Below are 16,847 nucleotides of genomic sequence, written 5' to 3'. Positions count from 1 at the left end.
CTAAAACAACCAAGCCCAGTGTTAGCCTTCTTTTAAAATCTGTTTAACCTTTTCAAGGGTTTTTAGATTCTCAACATTCTGAACAGTAACCGATTTATCTATTTTTTTAATGAAACCCGTCAACGCTTTTCCCGGACCTACTTCAATAAACGTGTCAACGCCATCAGCAATCAACGTTTCGACGCAATCTTGCCAATAGACCGGTGACATTACTTGCTTAACTAATGTCGGGACGATCTCTTCTTTAGATGGGATAAGATGACCTGTCACATTTGTAACGACAGGGATCTTCATCTCATTGACCGTTATTTGTCCAAGTGCTTCGGCAAGTTTGATTGATGCCGGCTCTAATAAAGTCGTATGGAATGGCCCACTAACATTTAATCGAATCACACGTCTCGCACCCATTTCCGTCAGGATTTCTTCCGCATACTCAACCGCCGCGACTTCACCTGCAATCGCAATTTGAGTTGGCATATTATAATTAGCTGCAATTACTATCCCTTTACTGCTAGCTTTTTGACAGGCTTCTTCAACCTCTTGTCGGCTAAGTCCCATTACCGCTGACATTGCTCCAACACCCTGAGGAACTGCTTCTGTCATAAATTTTCCACGTTGTTTTACTAAAGCAACTGCCTCTTTAAAACTTAAAGCACCACTCTCAACTAACGCACTATACTCACCTAAGCTAAGCCCAGCAACCATTGCCGGAGTCACCCCAACCTCTTCCTTCAGCACTGCCGAAATAGCCATGCTCATGGTCAAGATAGCTGGTTGTGTATACTCGGTTTCATTCAATTCCGTTTCTTCATTAAAACACAGTGCTGCCATATCAAATCCAAGTACATCACTAGCCTCTTGAAATACTTGGCGATAGGCAGGATACGTCTCATACAATTCTTGCCCCATCCCCACATACTGAGACCCTTGGCCACTATAGACAAACGCTACTTTCATTGGTTGCTCTCCCCAGTCCAACGTTGTTGGTTTTTATTAATCACATCTTGACACTCATTAATAATTTCAAGAATAATGTCTTGGCAGCTCTGATCCTTTTTCTGGACCAAACCGGCAATTTGACCGGACATCATGGAACTATTTTTGACATCACCATCAACAACTGCTCGCTTCAGAGCACCACGTCCCATTTCTTCCAATCGTTCCCAATTTGGCGTTTCTTGTCCCGCTTCATACCGCTCGACTTTCTCATATTCTCGAGTTAGCTTATTGCGCAAACCACGAACTGGGTGACCTGTTGTTAAACCAGTAATTGTCGTATCAATGTCTTTAGCCTTCAAAACTGCTCCTTTATAATTCTCATGAATCGTTGACTCTTTGGAAACTAAAAAGCGTGTACCGAGCTGAACTGCTTCGACACCTAACATTAAGGCAGCTGCCATACCACGTCCGTCACCAATTCCACCAGCAGCAATCACCGGTATAGACACAGCATCAACGACTTGGGGCACAAGAGCCATTGTAGTCAGTTTTCCAATATGACCGCCACCCTCCATGCCTTCAACCACAATCGCATCAGCGCCTTCTTTTTCCATTCGGCGAGCCAATGCAACAGAAGCGACAACTGGTATCACAATAATTCCTGCTTCTTTAAATTTTTTCATGTATTTTCCTGGTGATCCCGCACCAGTCGTAATCACTTTAACGCCTTCTTCGCAAACCAAGTCAACAATGTCATCCACATGCGGAGACATCAACATAATATTAACACCAAAGGGACGATCAGTTTTACTTTTGGCACGTTCTATTTGCTCCTTCACCACTTCTTTAGGTGCATGTCCCGAAGCAATAATGCCTAATCCACCAGCGTTTGATACAGCACTTGCTAAATTAGCCTCTGCAACCCACGCCATAGCTCCTTGAAAAATTGGATAATCGATGCCTAGCATCTCACATATTTTCGATTGGTTCATTAGTCTCTCCTAATTGGAAAAGCTTTAAAGGTTCTTCGTTAAAGCTAAACACAGAATGTAAAACAAAATTTTATCTCATATCTAGAAAAAAGTAGCCGTCAAAGCACAGGCTTTTTGAGCTACTTTTTTAATGTTATCTTCATTAAACCAGCGAAAGAATTCTATTAAGATTCTTTCTATTTCATGCCTTAATTACATGATCGTTGATTCGTTTTATTTTTCAGCTAACTGCTTTTCAACAAAATCAACTAAGTCCTTAACTGTGTTAAGACCTTCATCCGTTTCAATTTTGACATCAAACTCATCTTCGATATCATTAATGATTTGGAATAAGTCCAAGCTGTCTGCTTCTAATTCTTCACGGAAGTTAGTTGTTAACTGTACCTCTTCTTCTTCTTTACCTAATTGATCTACGATAATTTCTTGAATTTTCTCAAATGCTGCCATTGTTATATTCCTCCAATAAGTTACTATATTTTTTTATTTTTATTATCAACGGTTCATCTTACAGCGATAACAGGATACTTCCCCATGTTAAGCCACCGCCAAAACCGGTTAATACTACTTTTTTTCGACTACCTAATTCGATCGTACCGTTCTCAATTGAATCATGTAATAACAGAGCAACGGAAGCTGCCGAGGTATTACCATAATACTGGATATTACTTAAAAACTTCTCACGAGGGATTTTTGTCCGCTTCGCAATTGCATCAATAATTTTTATATTCGCTTGATGAGGCAAAACAAAATCAATATCTGTCAACTCCAGCTCATGACGAACGAGTGTGTCAGTAATATTTTTGGACACATTGCGCAAGGAAAAATCAAAAATTTTTCGGCCATCCATTGTTAGAAATCGTTGAATCTCATCCTCTTTAGTAAAGAATTGACTATCATTAGCCATTTCACCACCAACCAAAGACATTCCTCGATCACCATCAGCTTGTAAGTATTCCCCTAAATACTGAGGCTCATCACTCGCTTCCAGTAACACACCAGCAGCACCATCACCAAAGAGAACAGCAGTCCGTCGGTCACTCCAATCAAGCATTTTCGACATGACCTCGCCACCAATAACCAATCCTTTTTGATAAGTTCCGCTACTAATAAATTTTTCAGCTGTAGCAAGAGCATAAACAAAACCAGAGCAAGCTGCACTAACGTCAAAACAAAGTGCGTTAACTGCACCAATTTTCGCTTGAACTAAGCATGCTGTTGAAGGCGTTGAATAGTCAGGTGTCATCGTTGCCACAATAATAAAATCAATATCTGTCGCAGAATAATTGCTCTTTTCTAATAACTCACTCGCCACATTGCCGCATAAATCTGATGTATTCTCAGTTGTTGCAACATAACGTTGTTTAATGCCTGTTCGTGAATAAATCCACTCATCGCTAGTATCCATAAACTCCGCTAACTCATCATTCGTGACGATTTTTGTCGGTAGATACTTTGCTGTCTGCGTAATCCGAGCGTTATGTTTCATTTAGACCCTCGCTTCTTTATTCAACAATTAGTACTGTTGTTTTAAAAATCCATGTAAATTTTTCAAACCTTTAATCAATGCTTTCTTCTCATCTTCATTCATATCACCTAGAGCTGCCTCCACCATCTTTTTATGGAAAAGTTGATGAATCCGGTAAAATAATCGACCACGATTAGTCAGTTTCAAGCGAACAACCCGTCTATCTGTGTCACTGCGAACACGCTCAACATACCCTTTTTTCTCGAGATTGTTAATCGCTACCGTCAATGTCCCGACCGTTACTGACAACGATTTCGCCACTGCACTAGAAGTTCGTTCTTTGTGTAAGCCAATTGCTTCTATCGTGTGCATTTCTTTAATCGAAATATCATCGAATTGACTTTTTCTAAGTTCGGACTCTTCAATCGTCAAAATATCATTAAAGACTGTTACAAGATAAGCATTAACTTTTTCTAAATTGGAATCCATGGATATCTCCTCAATTGAATTAGTTTGATTATCAAATCATTTGATGTTCAAAGTATATTATTTATTTTGAGAAATTGCAACTTTTTTTTATGAAAAAAGTATGAACTTTCTTAGACTAACTTTTCCCTACTATATAATATTGTTATTTTATTTAATCTATTTCATAAAAAACAATGATTATTTAATCTTCCTTTGAACGTTTTTTAATGTTTTTGGATGTTTTTAGTTGTTTTGTAATCTGATTGATGGTATTATCAGTGTGAGGAGTGGATGAGAATGCTTACAGAAGAACGTAAAAAACTAATTATGGACTTATTAACCAGCCAAGAAATCGTAAAATCACAAGAAATTATGAAGCTGTCAGATTCATCTGAATCGACAATCAGGCGTGATTTACAGGAAATGGAAGCGGAAGGATTACTTAAACGAATCCATGGTGGAGCCAAGCGAATTGTCAAATTAGATTATGAGCCTGATATGCTAGAAAAATCATCAAAAAACGTTCATGAAAAACAACTCATTGCTGAATATGCCACTTCATTCATTCGCAATGGTGATTTCATTTATTTAGATGCTGGCACTTCTACTTATGAAATGATTCCTTACTTAGAACACAAAGCGATCAACGTGATTACTAATTCAGTTTATCACGCGACCGCTCTAACAGATTTAAAAATTCCCACAATGATTATTGGAGGCAATATAAAATTAACCACTAAAGCAGTTGTTAGCGCCTTCAGCCTACAACAATTAGAACTATTTCGCTTTGACAAAGCATTTATGGGAATCAATGGAATTCACCCTAAACACGGCTTAACTACCCCAGATTCAGAGGAAGCAACAATGAAGGCTGTCGCACTCGGTCAAGCAGAACAAGTCTATATTCTTGCAGATCAATCAAAGTTTAACAAAGTCTCTTTTTCAAAAGTTGCCTCACTCGCTGATGCAACACTTGTAACAAATCAATTACCAGCAGCGCTCAAAGAACAATTTGAATCACTTACTACTATTAAGGAGGTCATCAAATGATTTATACTGTCACACTCAACCCTTCGATTGATTATATCGTTCAACTAGACTCACTTGAACTTGGTCATCTCAATCGGATTACCAACGATTACAAATTCCCGGGCGGTAAAGGGATCAATGTTTCACGAATTTTACAACGACTTGGACAGCGAACGATTGCTCTTGGTTTCTTAGGAGGCTTTACAGGTGATTTTATCCGTACTTGTTTAGAGCACGAAGGGATTTTAACAGACTTTACTAATGTTGCTGACGATACCCGCATTAACATTAAATTAAAGGCGCAGGAAGAAACTGAAGTTAATGGACAAGGCCCTTCCTTAACAGAATCCGAAATCACTCATTTAAAAGAACGCTTAGCAACAGTTAATTCTCACGATATCGTGATTTTATCAGGAAGTATTCCTCCCTCTTTACCAACTGATTTTTATAACCAACTGATTGAACTTATTACGGCTAAAGGCGCCCGTTTTGTTATTGACACAACTGGTTCCAGTCTAATCGAGACTTTGAAATCAGCTCCGCTCCTTGTTAAGCCAAATCATCATGAATTAGCTGAGCTATTTAAAGTTCGCTTTACTTCTATAGAAGATATTTTTCCATATGGTCAGTTACTTTTGGAAAAAGGTGCCCAACACGCCATCGTATCGTTGGGTGGAGACGGCGCTTTATTATTTACAGGTGAGTCTATCTATCAAGCCGCTCCTCTAAAAGGAACCTTGATTAACTCTGTCGGAGCTGGCGATTCAATGATTGCTGGTTTTGTTAGTCAGCTCACGTCGAAGACCCCTGATTTAGAACAAGCCTTTCGTTATGGTGTGGCTTGTGGCAGTGCGACTGCCTTTTCCACCGATCTAGCCACAGCAACTGATATTAATGCCCTACTAAACCAAATTACCATCACCAAACTCACATAGAAAGAAGGATAATCATGAATATTAACGACTTACTAATCAAAAAAGTCATGATCTTAGATTTAAAAGCGACTGATAAAACTTCGGCAATTACAGAAATGGTTGATAAATTATTTACGGAAGGACGTATTTCCGATAAAGACGTGTTTCAAGCGGGTATTCTTGCTCGTGAAGCACAGACAACTACTGGGTTAGGTGATGGTATCGCAATGCCTCATGCTAAAAACAGTGCGGTCAAGGAAGCAACAGTACTTTTCGCCAAAAGTAAAGCAGGGCTAGATTACGAGTCATTAGACGGTCAGCCAACGTATCTCTTCTTTATGATAGCCGCACCAGAAGGCGCAAATGACACTCATTTACAAGCGCTAGCAGCGCTGTCGCGCTTACTAATCAACTCAGAATTTGTAGCCAAATTGAAAGAAGCAAACACAGCAGATGAGGTTCAACAATTAGTTACAGCAGCTGAACAAGAACGTGAGGCTGCAGAGGTTGCGGAAGAAAAACAAGCAGCAGCCCCAGCTTCAGCTGAGCAACCTTTGATTGTCGCAGTAACAGCTTGTCCTACAGGAATTGCTCATACGTATATGGCGGAAGATGCTTTGAAGGCTAAAGCAGCAGAGATGGGCGTCAGAATCCGCGTTGAAACTAACGGCTCAGATGGCGTTAAGCATCGACTTACAGCTAATGAAATTGCCGAAGCTAAAGGCGTAATCGTCGCAGCAGACAAAAATGTTGAAATGGCTCGCTTTAATGGTAAACCTCTTGTAAACAGACCTGTTAGTGATGGCATCAAAAAGACAGAAGAACTTATTACTCTTGTTTTGACTGATCAAGCCCCGACATTCCACACCGATAAGGCGGATCAGACCGAAGAGGAATCTAACAATGGTTCTATTGGCTCACAAATTTATAAACACTTGATGAACGGTGTCAGTAACATGTTGCCTTTTGTGATTGGTGGCGGAATTGTCATTGCTCTAGCCTTTATGATCGACCAAGCAATGGGTGTTCCTCAAGATAGTTTAAGCAAGTTAGGAAGCTACAACCAAATCCCAGCCTACTTAAACTCAATTGGTGGAGCAGCATTTGGTTTTATGTTACCAATTCTAGCCGGATATATTGCCTCAAGTATCGCTGATCGCCCTGGCTTAGTTGCAGGGTTTGTAGCAGGAGCCCTTGCTGCCTCTGGCGGTGCTGGCTTCTTCGGCGCTCTACTTGGCGGTTTCTTAGCAGGATATGTTATGATTTTCTTGAAAAAGTTATTAGCTAATTTACCAAAATCATTAGCTGGAATTCGCACGATTCTCTTTTATCCCTTCCTCGGAGTGTTAATTACCGGTATATTAATGCTAATTGTCAATATTCCGATGCAAGCCATTAATACTGGACTAAACAACTTTTTAAACAACTTATCAGGAGTCAATGCCGCTCTACTTGGCGCCTTGCTTGGCGGCATGATGGCAGTTGATTTAGGTGGTCCGATTAACAAAGCTGCGTATGTTTTTGGAACAGGAACCTTAGCTGCAACTGTAGCGACAGGTGGTTCGACAGTTATGGCAGCCGTTATGGCCGGCGGGATGGTACCTCCTTTAGCTATTTTTATTGCTACCCTATTATTTAAAAATAAATTCTCTAAAAAAGACCAAGAAGCAGGGTTAACTAACTTAGTTATGGGAGCTTCATTCATTACAGAAGGCGCTATTCCTTTTGCCGCAGCTGATCCTTTTAGAACTCTGCCTGGCTTCATCGTCGGCTCAGCCTTAACAGGGGGTCTAGTTAGCAGTCTTGCTATTAAAGTAATGGCTCCCCATGGCGGAATATTTGTTATCTTACTTGTCAATAAACCACTTCTTTACATTACTTTCATCCTTCTAGGTTCCTTCGTCAGTGCCTTTATTTTAGGTGCTATGCGTAAACCCGTTACTCAATAAAATCATCTCCCCCAACAGTCTGATAGATTGTTGGGGTTTTTAGTTAGATAAAACAATTTAAATAAACAATATTTTTAATTGACTATATTGTGTGACGTACAGTATAATAAAACCAGAGGTGATTCCATGACAGAAAAAGAATTAAATCAAAGCTATATCACAGAAATGAGACGAGGTAGTTTAGTTCTAGCTGTTCTAGGTTGCCTAACCAAGCCTTTCTACGGCTATGCTCTACTCCAAGAATTGCAAGAAAAAAGTTTGCCTATTGAAGCTAATACGCTATATCCCCTTTTACGGCGTCTTGAGAAACAAGGCTTATTAACAAGCGACTGGGATACAAGTGAAAGTCGTCCACGTAAGTACTATCTTATTAATGAAACTGGCAAACAAATAACAAAAGAATTACGTAAAGAGTGGCAAGAAATGCAACGAACTATTGACATTATTTTTAAGGAGGAATGACTATGAATGATTGGATAAATCGTTATGTACAGGCGGTTATTAGCCGTTTACCTGAAAAAGATCGCTCAGAGGTCAAACAGGAGCTTACAGGTAACATCTATGATATGCTTTCTAAAAATCCCACTGATGAAGAAATTGAAGTTGTATTAACTGAGATGGGATCTCCAGCGGTCTTAGCGGAAGAATACCGACAAGAGCCTCATTTCTTAATTTCTCCACAGATTTATGATGATTATATTCGAGTAATAAAATACTTAGTCCCGATAGTTGGGGGAATTATGACCGTTATTGGGGCAATACTTGGTGGGATTGACGGCTCTCAACAATTGGGAAACCCATTAGTTAATATTAGCCAAGGAATTTTTCAAAAAGGTATCCCCATGGGAATCAATGCTGTCATCCAAGCACTTTTTTGGACGACTATTGGTTTTGTTATTGCTGAAAAAACTGGAACCTATTCCAACTCAAACAATCAAAAGGAATGGCGACTTGCTGATCTCCCTGAAATCACAACTGAAAAAGTCATCTCACTATCAGATAGTATTGTTGAAATTATCGTCACACTCTTCTTTTCCTTACTTATTATCTTAGAAGTATTTGGACATATTTCCTTGGCTTTCATTCGCTCAAATAACGTGATAAGCCCTTTCTCATTAATTAATCCAGCCCTTAGTTGGAAACTCCTAGCAATCGTTATTATCACGGCCGGCTTAACCTTGATCTCCAACTCAATAAAAATCAAGGATCGTCGTTGGACTAAACGAGTAGCTTCATGTACCATTTTCACAAGCCTTGTTTCAGCTGTTTTGTGGATTTATTTGCTTTTACAACCGAATCTACTCAGCGAAAAATTGAGCCTCTTTCTCCAAACACAATCGTGGGGCAACAATACTTTTTTTCACAACCTGTTACAAGACAAAATCAATCCTTTTCTAATAATTATCTGCATAATTATTATGGTTGCAACACTAGCCGAATGCGGTAACGCTTTTTACCAGTTTCAAAAGAGCAAACGTCCGAATCCGTAAATACTAAAAAAGGCTGACCCAGACACTTTCGTGACGGGTCAACCTTTTTAATATTAATGTACCAGTAAAGATAACGCGTCTCGGTCCCACAAAACAACTTCTGTCTCCTCGGCGAAGGCTTTTGCCTCCTCTGTGAAATAAGCGTTAGTCACTACAACGAGTGTCACCGTCTCATAATCTCGACTTCCAGAAATCATGTCATGAATCACCGTAACATCTACTAAACCAGTACTTTTTTGACAATGAAAAACGTAGTCACTCCCAGCTTTCACTCCTAAAATATCAGTTCCATGATTGCTATTATTAAGTCTCAAACGAACGTGATCATATCCCAAATTTGGCAAAGTTTTAGCTAATTGATTATCAAACTCAAGACCCTTTAATTGATCCCACTGCGCCATCTCGGCCCCTACTTGTGATTCCGAAACGATGACCGTTTCCTGAAAGGTTTCAGACGCCGAAATCGGTGTCTCACTGATAAACTCATCATCTGCTACAAATGAGTTTTTTTCCGGTTCCGGCTGCTCAAATGCCTCTTCTTTGATAATTAACCCTTTTAGCTGCTTCTTTTGTCGTTTAGGTAAAAAAGCATATGCGATTAGCAAACACACTACTGTCGCTAAGACGATCACCCCTAAGGATTCTCCTTGTTCAATAAATGGCATGACTACGCCTGTTATTACAAATAATACTGCCATCATTAGCCGTAACAAATTCAAACTATTGCGTAAAATTTCAAGCACTTCTACTCCCCCAGTCATCACTTTTTATCTGCTGTACTGGTTTAAATTGTAGCTTAGAACAGGCTAGAAGTCTAGAAACCTTCCTGTTTATTTAGTTTCCCATGACTTTAAGCAATAGAGCCTTTTGTGCATGCAAACGATTTTCGGCCTCTTGGTAGATCACAGAATGCTCACCATCAATAATAGCTGCAGTCACCTCTTCACCTCTATGCGCTGGCAAGCAATGTAAAAATTTGTAATCAGGCTTGGCTTGAGCAACAAGTGACTCGTTCACTTGATACTTATCACCAAAAGCCGTTAACCGTTTATTATTTTCTTCTTCCCAGCCCATACTAGCCCAGACATCTGTATAAACAAAGTCCGCGTTCTTGACTGCCTCATTAGGGTTAACAATACTTTCAATCTTCGCGCCACTTTCTAGTGCAAGTTTTTGCGCAATTTCCACATATGCCTCTTTTGGTTGATACTCCCTTGGACATGCTACCGACACATCCATCCCGACAATAGCACCACCAATCATTAGGGAATGGGCCATGTTGTTACCGTCACCCACATAAGCTAATTTTACGCCATCAAAGGTTCCGTGATGCTCGTAAATCGTCATTAAATCAGCTAAAACCTGACACGGATGATGGTCATCAGTCAAGCCATTAATAACAGGGATACTTGCATTAGCAGCCAATTCTTCAACTTTACTGTCTGCAAATGTCCTAATCATGATGCCGTCTACATATCCCGACATCACCTTAGCTGTATCCCTAATTGGTTCACCACGTCCAATCTGAGTATCAGATGCATTCATCACGATGGCGTTGCCACCCAATTGAAGTATTCCCGCTTCAAATGATAAACGAGTACGAGTGGACGCTTTTTCAAAAATCATCGCCAATAATTTACCCGATAAGCAGTGACGATAGATATCAGGTTGTTTTTTCATGTCAATTCCTAGTGTTACCAATTCAATAATATCCCCCTTCGTTAATTCTTCTAAGGTTAGGATGCTTTTTCCTACTAATTGATTCGCCATCATTCCACCATCTTTTCTTCAATAATTATCACATTTTTTTAATCAAACATTTTTTCAAAACCGATACTCCGATTTTTAATTGTGGAACGGTCAACGTCAACGGCGGTAATAGCCGAATGACATTTTCCCCTGCCGTTAGGGCTACAACACCAGCTTCCGCCATCGCCGCGACAACCTCACTAGGTTCTACCCTTACTTCAATTCCAATCATAAATCCAATCCCACGGACATCAACTACCGTCTCTAATGGAAGCAACTCCTCCTCTAATAAAGCCATTAAGACATGGCCCTTGCGCCGAACAGCTTCTAAAAAATCTGGCGACTGCATCTCGGCTAACACGGCTGAGGCAGCTACCATAGCAATCAGATTACCACCAAAAGTCGAACCATGAGTTCCCGGGCCAAATGACTTCGCTAACTCTTTCGAAGCAAGCATTGCGCCAACTGGCAAACCATTTCCTAGCCCTTTTGCTAGGGTGACAATATCTGGTGTTATGCCATACTGTTCAAATAAATACAGACTCCCTGTTCGCCCCATCCCAGTTTGAACTTCATCAACAACTAATAAAAGTCCTTGCTCCTGACATAAAAACTGGACCTCATCAATCCATTCCTGACTAGCAGGCAAAACGCCTCCCTCTCCTTGAATTAATTCAAGCATAACCCCGCCAACCTGCGTGTCTATGGCCTTTTTAAAAGCTTCGATGTCATTGTAAGGCAGATAAATAAATCCAGGCACAATTGCACCAAACTCTCCATGGATTTTAGTTTGACCGGTCGCCGACATACTTCCGAAGGTTCTCCCATGAAAGGAATCAATAAAGGTAATAATTTTTTCTTTTCCCGACGCCTTGCGAATTAATTTTAAGGCAGCCTCATTTGCTTCTGTTCCACTGTTACAAAAGAATGCTTGATAATTAGCCGTACCAATCAATTGCTTAGCAACTTGCTCTTGCAAGCTATTCTGATACAAGTTTGGCATATGCCATAACTTTTCTAATTGCTTCGCAACTGCTTCTTTAACTTTAGGGTGATCGTACCCCAGATTAGCAACCCCAATCCCACTAGAAAAATCCAAGTATTCTTGTCCTGCCTGATCTAATAAGTAGCCCCCTCTCCCACTGACAAATTCTCGATCAGATCGCTGATAATTAGGTAGTAAATAACTCATGACACCAACACCTCCGACTGATGAATAACCGTTCCTGACTGACTGATTTGATTGGTAATATGAACTTGTTTCACTCCTGCTAGAATTGCCGAAACGGCGCTATTTAGCTTAGGTAACATGCCACCTTTTATTATTCCCGTCGCCTTCAACTCTGCTACTTCCGCTAATTTGACCGCCCTAAGTAGCCCCTCCTCCGATCTAATTCCTGGAACATCTGTCAACAGGTATAGCTGATCAGCCTGTAGTGATTCAGCAACCGCACAAGCAGTTTGATCGGCATTAACATTCAACCATTGGCTATCAGTAGTAATTCCCAAAGGGGCGATCACCGGAATCTGCTCATGACTTAAAAGCTGAGTTAAAAAAGCCGTATTAACAGAAACAATTTCGCCAACATATCCTAAAGTATCGGCTTCCTGTAGTAAACTAGCTGTCAACAACCGATCATCCATAGCATTCAATCCGACAGCAGCAAAGCCCGCCTGTTGAAAAACGCTTGTAATAGTTGGTTGAACTTGGCCTATCAAAACCATTTTAACAATATCAAGTGTCTCTTTTGTCGTCACTCGCATTCCCTTATGAAAGGTACTTCGAACATTTAAACGTTCAAGCATTGACGTGATATAGTGGCCTCCCCCATGAACAATTACCACTCGTTTACCTACCAGTTGCCACGCTCTTATTTGATCAAAGAATGCCGCTTGCAAGTTATCGGATGCAACGCCACCTAATTTAACTACGATAGTTTCTGTCATTTACCTTCTCCTACTTTCTCTTACTATGTGTGATAACAAGCGTTGATTTCAACATATTTATAAGTCAAATCACATCCCCAAGCAATCCCGTTTGCTTGGCCTTGGTTGATATCAACCACTATTAAGATTGTGTCTTGTGCCAATACATCCTTAACTTTTTGCTGATCAAATAACTGTGGCTCACCATTTTTCAAAACCTGCTCAGTTCCTAAAAAAATATCTACGGTTGCTGAGTCCAATTCAGGTCCAGCGTACCCAGCGGCACAAATGATTCTTCCCCAATTTGGGTCTTCACCAAACATAGCCGATTTTACTAAAGAAGAGCCTACAATTTTTTTAGCAATTAAACGAGCTGATTCTTTCGACTGACCATGCTTCACATGCACTTCAATTAATTTCGTTGCACCTTCACCATCTTTTGCCACCAGCTTTGCTAGTGTCTCTGCTACGAAATGAAAAAGCTCTTTAAAAAGAGTATAAGACTCCGTTCCTGTCAAAATTTCTTCATTATCAGCGCAGCCATTCGCCATGATAAGCACCATATCATTGGTCGAAGTGTCACCATCAACTGTAATCTGATTATAGGTATTATCCACTGTTTCTTTTAGCAATTTGGACAATAACGTGGCATTAATTTTTGCATCCGTTGTTATAAAGGAGAGCATCGTTGCCATGTTAGGGTGAATCATTCCTGAGCCCTTCGCCACACCAGCCATCGTCACGAGTTGCCCACCAATCTCGGCAGAAACCACCACTTCTTTTGTTCCTGTGTCCGTCGTTAAAATAGCTTCATGAAAAGCAGCAGGTGACTGGTTATCTAAACCTAATTGACTAATCCCCGCTTTGATTTCAGTCATCGGCAACTGTTTACCAATAACCCCTGTTGATGCTACAGCCACCTGATTGGTCGCAAGTTTGAGCTTTTCTGCTACAAGAACCTGCATTTCTTGAGCGGCTAATAGACCTTGCTTTCCTGTACACGCATTAGCAATTCCAGAATTAACCACCACTGCCTGTATCTCAGAATTGACTAAAAAAGCTTCCTTTGTAACTAAAATGGGGGCCGCCTTAACTTGATTTAGAGTATATACAGCCGCTGATTGTGCAGGCACTTCAGAGACTATCCAGCCTAAGTCTTTTTTTTCCTTACGAACGCCACAATGTAAACCATCAGCATAAAAGCCCTTAGGACTGGCAATTGTTCCCTCAATAATTTTCATTCTTCATTCTCCTTTTCTACCCAAAGCTTTCTATGGAAAAACGGGACTATGCTGCAAGCCATATTCCTCAGGAAAGCCAAACATAATATTTAAATTTTGAACCGCCTGTCCCGCCGCTCCCTTCACTAAATTATCCAGAGTGGCGATAACCGTCAGTTGTTTCGTCACCGAATTATACGCTACCCCAATATCACAATAATTTGAGCCTTGAACTTGCTTTATATCAGGAAATCGACCTTCTTCTTGTATTCTCACAAACGGTTTATCTTGATAATAATTTTCAAATAATGACACTAATTCTGTTTCTACTATTTCTTTTTTTGCCTTAGCATAAACTGTTAGCAAGATTCCACGAGTAACTGGAATAAGTGATGTTGTAAATTGAATACTAGAAATAGCCTGATTCCATTTTTGAAGCTGTTGCAAAATTTCTGGTGTGTGTTGATGCTGATTTATTTTATAAGCCGTCATATTTCCCATAACAGAGACAGAATGACTACTCCCTGTTGGCTCTTTCCCCGCACCTGAAAGACCTGATTTGCCATCAATAATAATCGACTCCTCCTCGATCATTCCTCCTTTTACGATAGGCGCTAAGGCTAATAAGGCTCCGGTCGCATAACAGCCAGGATTGGCAATAAATACTGACTGAGGTTGTTGGCGATCTTCTGCTAAACCATAATCAGCCTGACAAATACTTGCCATTGAGGCCGACTCTTTGCCATACCATTTTTCATAAATTCCTGGCGTTTTAAGTCTGAAGTCACCTGACAAATCAATTACAGGAAATCCAGCGTCGATAAAAGGCTGAGCCAATCTTGCAGACACACCAGAAGGGGTTGCTAAAAAAACTAAATCGGCCTCCTTCATGATCTGCTCTGGATCAATTGGACGAATTACCAACTCACAACAGTTTTTCAAATGAGGGTAAATATCAGATATCTTATAATTATTCATTGATTGACTATGTAGTGATCGAATGACAACCTCTGGGTGTTGCCTCAATAATCGAATCAGCTCTACCCCACTGTAGCCTGTTACGCCAATAATTGACACGTTCATTCCAGCACCTCCTGAGATGTATTAAAATGAATTATAAAGTTAATCTTTATGCATGTCAAGCTAAAAATATGAATATTTAAAACTTAAAACTCGATTTTGTGTATAATTATAGATTCATCCGCTATTGCGAATGAACGAGTGAACTCACATGTCACTCCACTTAAAAAGAAGTCAGCCATCTATAATTTTCGTAAAAAAAAAGAAATTAGGGTATAATAAAAAAGATAAGATTGGCGTCTCATGAACACACTTGCCGATATTACGAGAAACAGGAAGGAGCTCTCAGATGAAAATTGCTGTAATTGGTGGGGGAATCGTTGGCGCAACCACCAGCTTTTACCTAGCCCAAGCTGGGGATAATGTGACCCTTTTTGATCATAAAGTTGGACAAGCGACAAGTGCTGCAGCTGGGATTATCTCTCCTTGGCTATCTCAACGTCGCAATCAAGAATGGTATCAGCTTGCTCGCCAAGGGGCTAAATTTTATCCTACGCTCATCAAAGACTTAGGCGTCCCTGAAGAGTCGGCTATTTACCAACAAGTTGGCACCCTTCTCTTTAAAAATAATGAGAGCCTTTTAAGAAAGTTATATGAGATTGCCCTCAAACGTCGGGAAGAAGCACCAGAAATTGGAGATATTAGTATTTTAACGCCTGAAGAAATTCAACAAAAATTTCCACTCCTAACGCCTGAAATGAAAGGTCTATTCGTGACAGGTGGCGCTCGCGTCGATGGCCGCCAACTCATTCAACAACTTGTGTCAGCCTTTCAACAGTTAGGTGGAACCTACCATGAAACACTCGTAACCGACCTTCGCCCACTACAAGCAAGTTGGCTCGTCAAAGTGGCTGATTTCACGGATGAATATGATAAAGTTGTTCTAGCTACTGGCGCCTGGCTCCCCAACCTAATTCACCCGCTTGGCTTTACGGTCGATGTTCGCGGGCAAAAAGGCCAACTAGTAGAAGTACAGCTTAATCAAGACACTACCGATTGGCCTGTTGTCATGCCACAAGGGGAAAGTGACATCATTCCATTTAATGATGGTCGTGTTCTGATAGGCGCAACTCATGAAAATGAGCAATTTTACGACCTAACAGTCAATCAACATGTCATTACAGAAATGGTCGACAGTATCAAAGGGCTTGCTCCTGAGTTGACGAAAGCTGTAACAACCGAAATTAGAGTGGGAACTAGGGCTTACACATCAGATTTTTTACCGTTTTTTGGTGAAATAACTGACTTACCCGGACTTTTTGTGGCTAGTGGACTTGGCTCATCTGGTCTAACTACCGGACCTCTTATTGGACGTACCCTCGCCTCTTGGTTACATAATGAAAAAACATCTCTCATGGCAGCTGATTATTCGCCTAAAAATTACATACGGAAAAACTAAAATAAGCTGGGACATAAAATCGCTTTGCTCCGAACACAACGAAGTGAAACATAGTGAGCAGACTTTTGAAGCGCGTTTGTCGCATAACATACGTGAAAACAAAGAGCTTGGGACAAACACTCATGAGGGCTATCGCCCTCACCAAACAGAATGAAAACAAAAGTGATCGACCTACAGACGATTTCCTGTCATAATAAAAGTGACAGGAGTGGCTTTGTAGGTCGATC

17 protein-coding genes are annotated in these 16,847 nt (G+C 40.4%); 6 read left to right on the top strand and 11 right to left on the bottom strand.

Translation table 11 applies throughout. The features are described from left to right. Positions 1-21 precede the first annotated feature (21 nt). From fabD to fabT, 5 genes are all read right to left on the bottom strand, one after another. Entirely contained in the window at positions 22-957 is a 936-nt protein-coding gene (gene fabD / locus AC5KOD_RS06890; RefSeq protein WP_496913805.1) for an ACP S-malonyltransferase, read from the bottom strand. After that, positions 954-1,931: an enoyl-[acyl-carrier-protein] reductase FabK gene (fabK, locus tag AC5KOD_RS06885; protein WP_496913804.1), complete on the bottom strand. Its 978-nt coding sequence runs from the start codon at positions 1,929-1,931 to the stop codon at positions 954-956. The genes fabD and fabK overlap by 4 nt, the downstream gene beginning before the upstream one ends. A 213-nt stretch (positions 1,932-2,144) precedes the next feature. Next, positions 2,145-2,378 (bottom strand): acyl carrier protein, encoded by a 234-nt coding sequence (locus AC5KOD_RS06880; protein WP_209528639.1) that lies wholly within the window; start codon positions 2,376-2,378, stop codon positions 2,145-2,147. A gap of 58 nt (positions 2,379-2,436) precedes the next feature. Next, on the bottom strand, positions 2,437-3,417 hold the full coding sequence (locus AC5KOD_RS06875; protein ID WP_496913803.1) for a beta-ketoacyl-ACP synthase III: 981 nt from the start codon (positions 3,415-3,417) through the stop codon (positions 2,437-2,439). Between the two features lie 27 nt (positions 3,418-3,444). Next, positions 3,445-3,885, bottom strand: a complete 441-nt coding sequence (gene fabT / locus AC5KOD_RS06870; protein WP_496913802.1) for a fatty acid biosynthesis transcriptional regulator FabT — start codon at positions 3,883-3,885, stop codon at positions 3,445-3,447. Between the two features lie 276 nt (positions 3,886-4,161). On the opposite strand from fabT, the gene AC5KOD_RS06865 reads away from it, so the two are divergent. The 5 genes from AC5KOD_RS06865 to AC5KOD_RS06845 all read left to right on the top strand — a co-directional run bounded on the left by AC5KOD_RS06865 (position 4,162) and on the right by AC5KOD_RS06845 (position 9,246). Further along, positions 4,162-4,914 carry a DeoR/GlpR family DNA-binding transcription regulator gene (locus tag AC5KOD_RS06865; RefSeq protein ID WP_496913801.1) on the top strand — a complete coding sequence of 251 codons (753 nt, stop codon included), beginning with the start codon at positions 4,162-4,164 and terminating at the stop codon, positions 4,912-4,914. Then, on the top strand, positions 4,911-5,828 hold the full coding sequence (gene pfkB, locus AC5KOD_RS06860) for a 1-phosphofructokinase (protein ID WP_496913800.1): 918 nt from the start codon (positions 4,911-4,913) through the stop codon (positions 5,826-5,828). The genes AC5KOD_RS06865 and pfkB overlap by 4 nt, the downstream gene beginning before the upstream one ends. 14 nt (positions 5,829-5,842) lie before the next feature. After that, positions 5,843-7,756, top strand: a complete 1,914-nt coding sequence (locus tag AC5KOD_RS06855; RefSeq protein WP_496913799.1) for a PTS fructose transporter subunit IIABC — start codon at positions 5,843-5,845, stop codon at positions 7,754-7,756. Positions 7,757-7,882: 126 nt separating this feature from the next. Beyond that, entirely contained in the window at positions 7,883-8,218 is a 336-nt protein-coding gene (locus AC5KOD_RS06850) for a PadR family transcriptional regulator (RefSeq protein WP_496913798.1), read from the top strand. Positions 8,219-8,220: 2 nt separating this feature from the next. Further along, on the top strand, positions 8,221-9,246 hold the full coding sequence (locus AC5KOD_RS06845) for an HAAS signaling domain-containing protein (protein WP_496913797.1): 1,026 nt from the start codon (positions 8,221-8,223) through the stop codon (positions 9,244-9,246). 53 nt (positions 9,247-9,299) lie between these two features. On the opposite strand, the gene AC5KOD_RS06840 is transcribed toward AC5KOD_RS06845, so the two are convergent. The 6 genes from AC5KOD_RS06840 to argC form a co-directional block, all read right to left on the bottom strand. Beyond that, complete coding sequence (locus AC5KOD_RS06840) at positions 9,300-9,989, bottom strand: restriction endonuclease (RefSeq protein ID WP_496913796.1); 690 nt, start codon at positions 9,987-9,989, stop codon at positions 9,300-9,302. A 91-nt stretch (positions 9,990-10,080) separates the two neighbouring features. Then, positions 10,081-11,016, bottom strand: coding sequence for an ornithine carbamoyltransferase (gene argF, locus AC5KOD_RS06835; RefSeq protein ID WP_496913795.1), 936 nt, complete (start codon positions 11,014-11,016; stop codon positions 10,081-10,083). A 28-nt stretch (positions 11,017-11,044) separates the two neighbouring features. Continuing rightward, entirely contained in the window at positions 11,045-12,187 is a 1,143-nt protein-coding gene (argD, locus tag AC5KOD_RS06830) for an acetylornithine transaminase (RefSeq protein ID WP_496913794.1), read from the bottom strand. Then, positions 12,184-12,942: an acetylglutamate kinase gene (argB, locus tag AC5KOD_RS06825; protein ID WP_496913793.1), complete on the bottom strand. Its 759-nt coding sequence runs from the start codon at positions 12,940-12,942 to the stop codon at positions 12,184-12,186. The genes argD and argB overlap by 4 nt, the downstream gene beginning before the upstream one ends. 23 nt (positions 12,943-12,965) lie before the next feature. Continuing rightward, positions 12,966-14,162, bottom strand: coding sequence for a bifunctional glutamate N-acetyltransferase/amino-acid acetyltransferase ArgJ (gene argJ / locus AC5KOD_RS06820; protein WP_496913792.1), 1,197 nt, complete (start codon positions 14,160-14,162; stop codon positions 12,966-12,968). Positions 14,163-14,192: 30 nt separating this feature from the next. Beyond that, a complete protein-coding gene (gene argC / locus AC5KOD_RS06815) occupies positions 14,193-15,224 on the bottom strand; it encodes an N-acetyl-gamma-glutamyl-phosphate reductase (RefSeq protein ID WP_496913791.1) in 1,032 nt (343 codons plus the stop codon). A 286-nt stretch (positions 15,225-15,510) separates the two neighbouring features. On the opposite strand from argC, the gene AC5KOD_RS06810 reads away from it, so the two are divergent. Continuing rightward, the gene (locus AC5KOD_RS06810) at positions 15,511-16,620 is read left to right on the top strand and encodes an NAD(P)/FAD-dependent oxidoreductase (RefSeq protein WP_496913790.1); all 1,110 of its coding nucleotides are present in this window, start codon (positions 15,511-15,513) and stop codon (positions 16,618-16,620) included. Positions 16,621-16,847 lie beyond the last annotated feature (227 nt).

Source organism: Vagococcus sp. WN80Y (assembly GCF_059621045.1).
The sequence above is the reverse complement of the archived record's forward strand: the minus strand, read 5'-3'. Positions and strand labels throughout refer to the sequence as shown.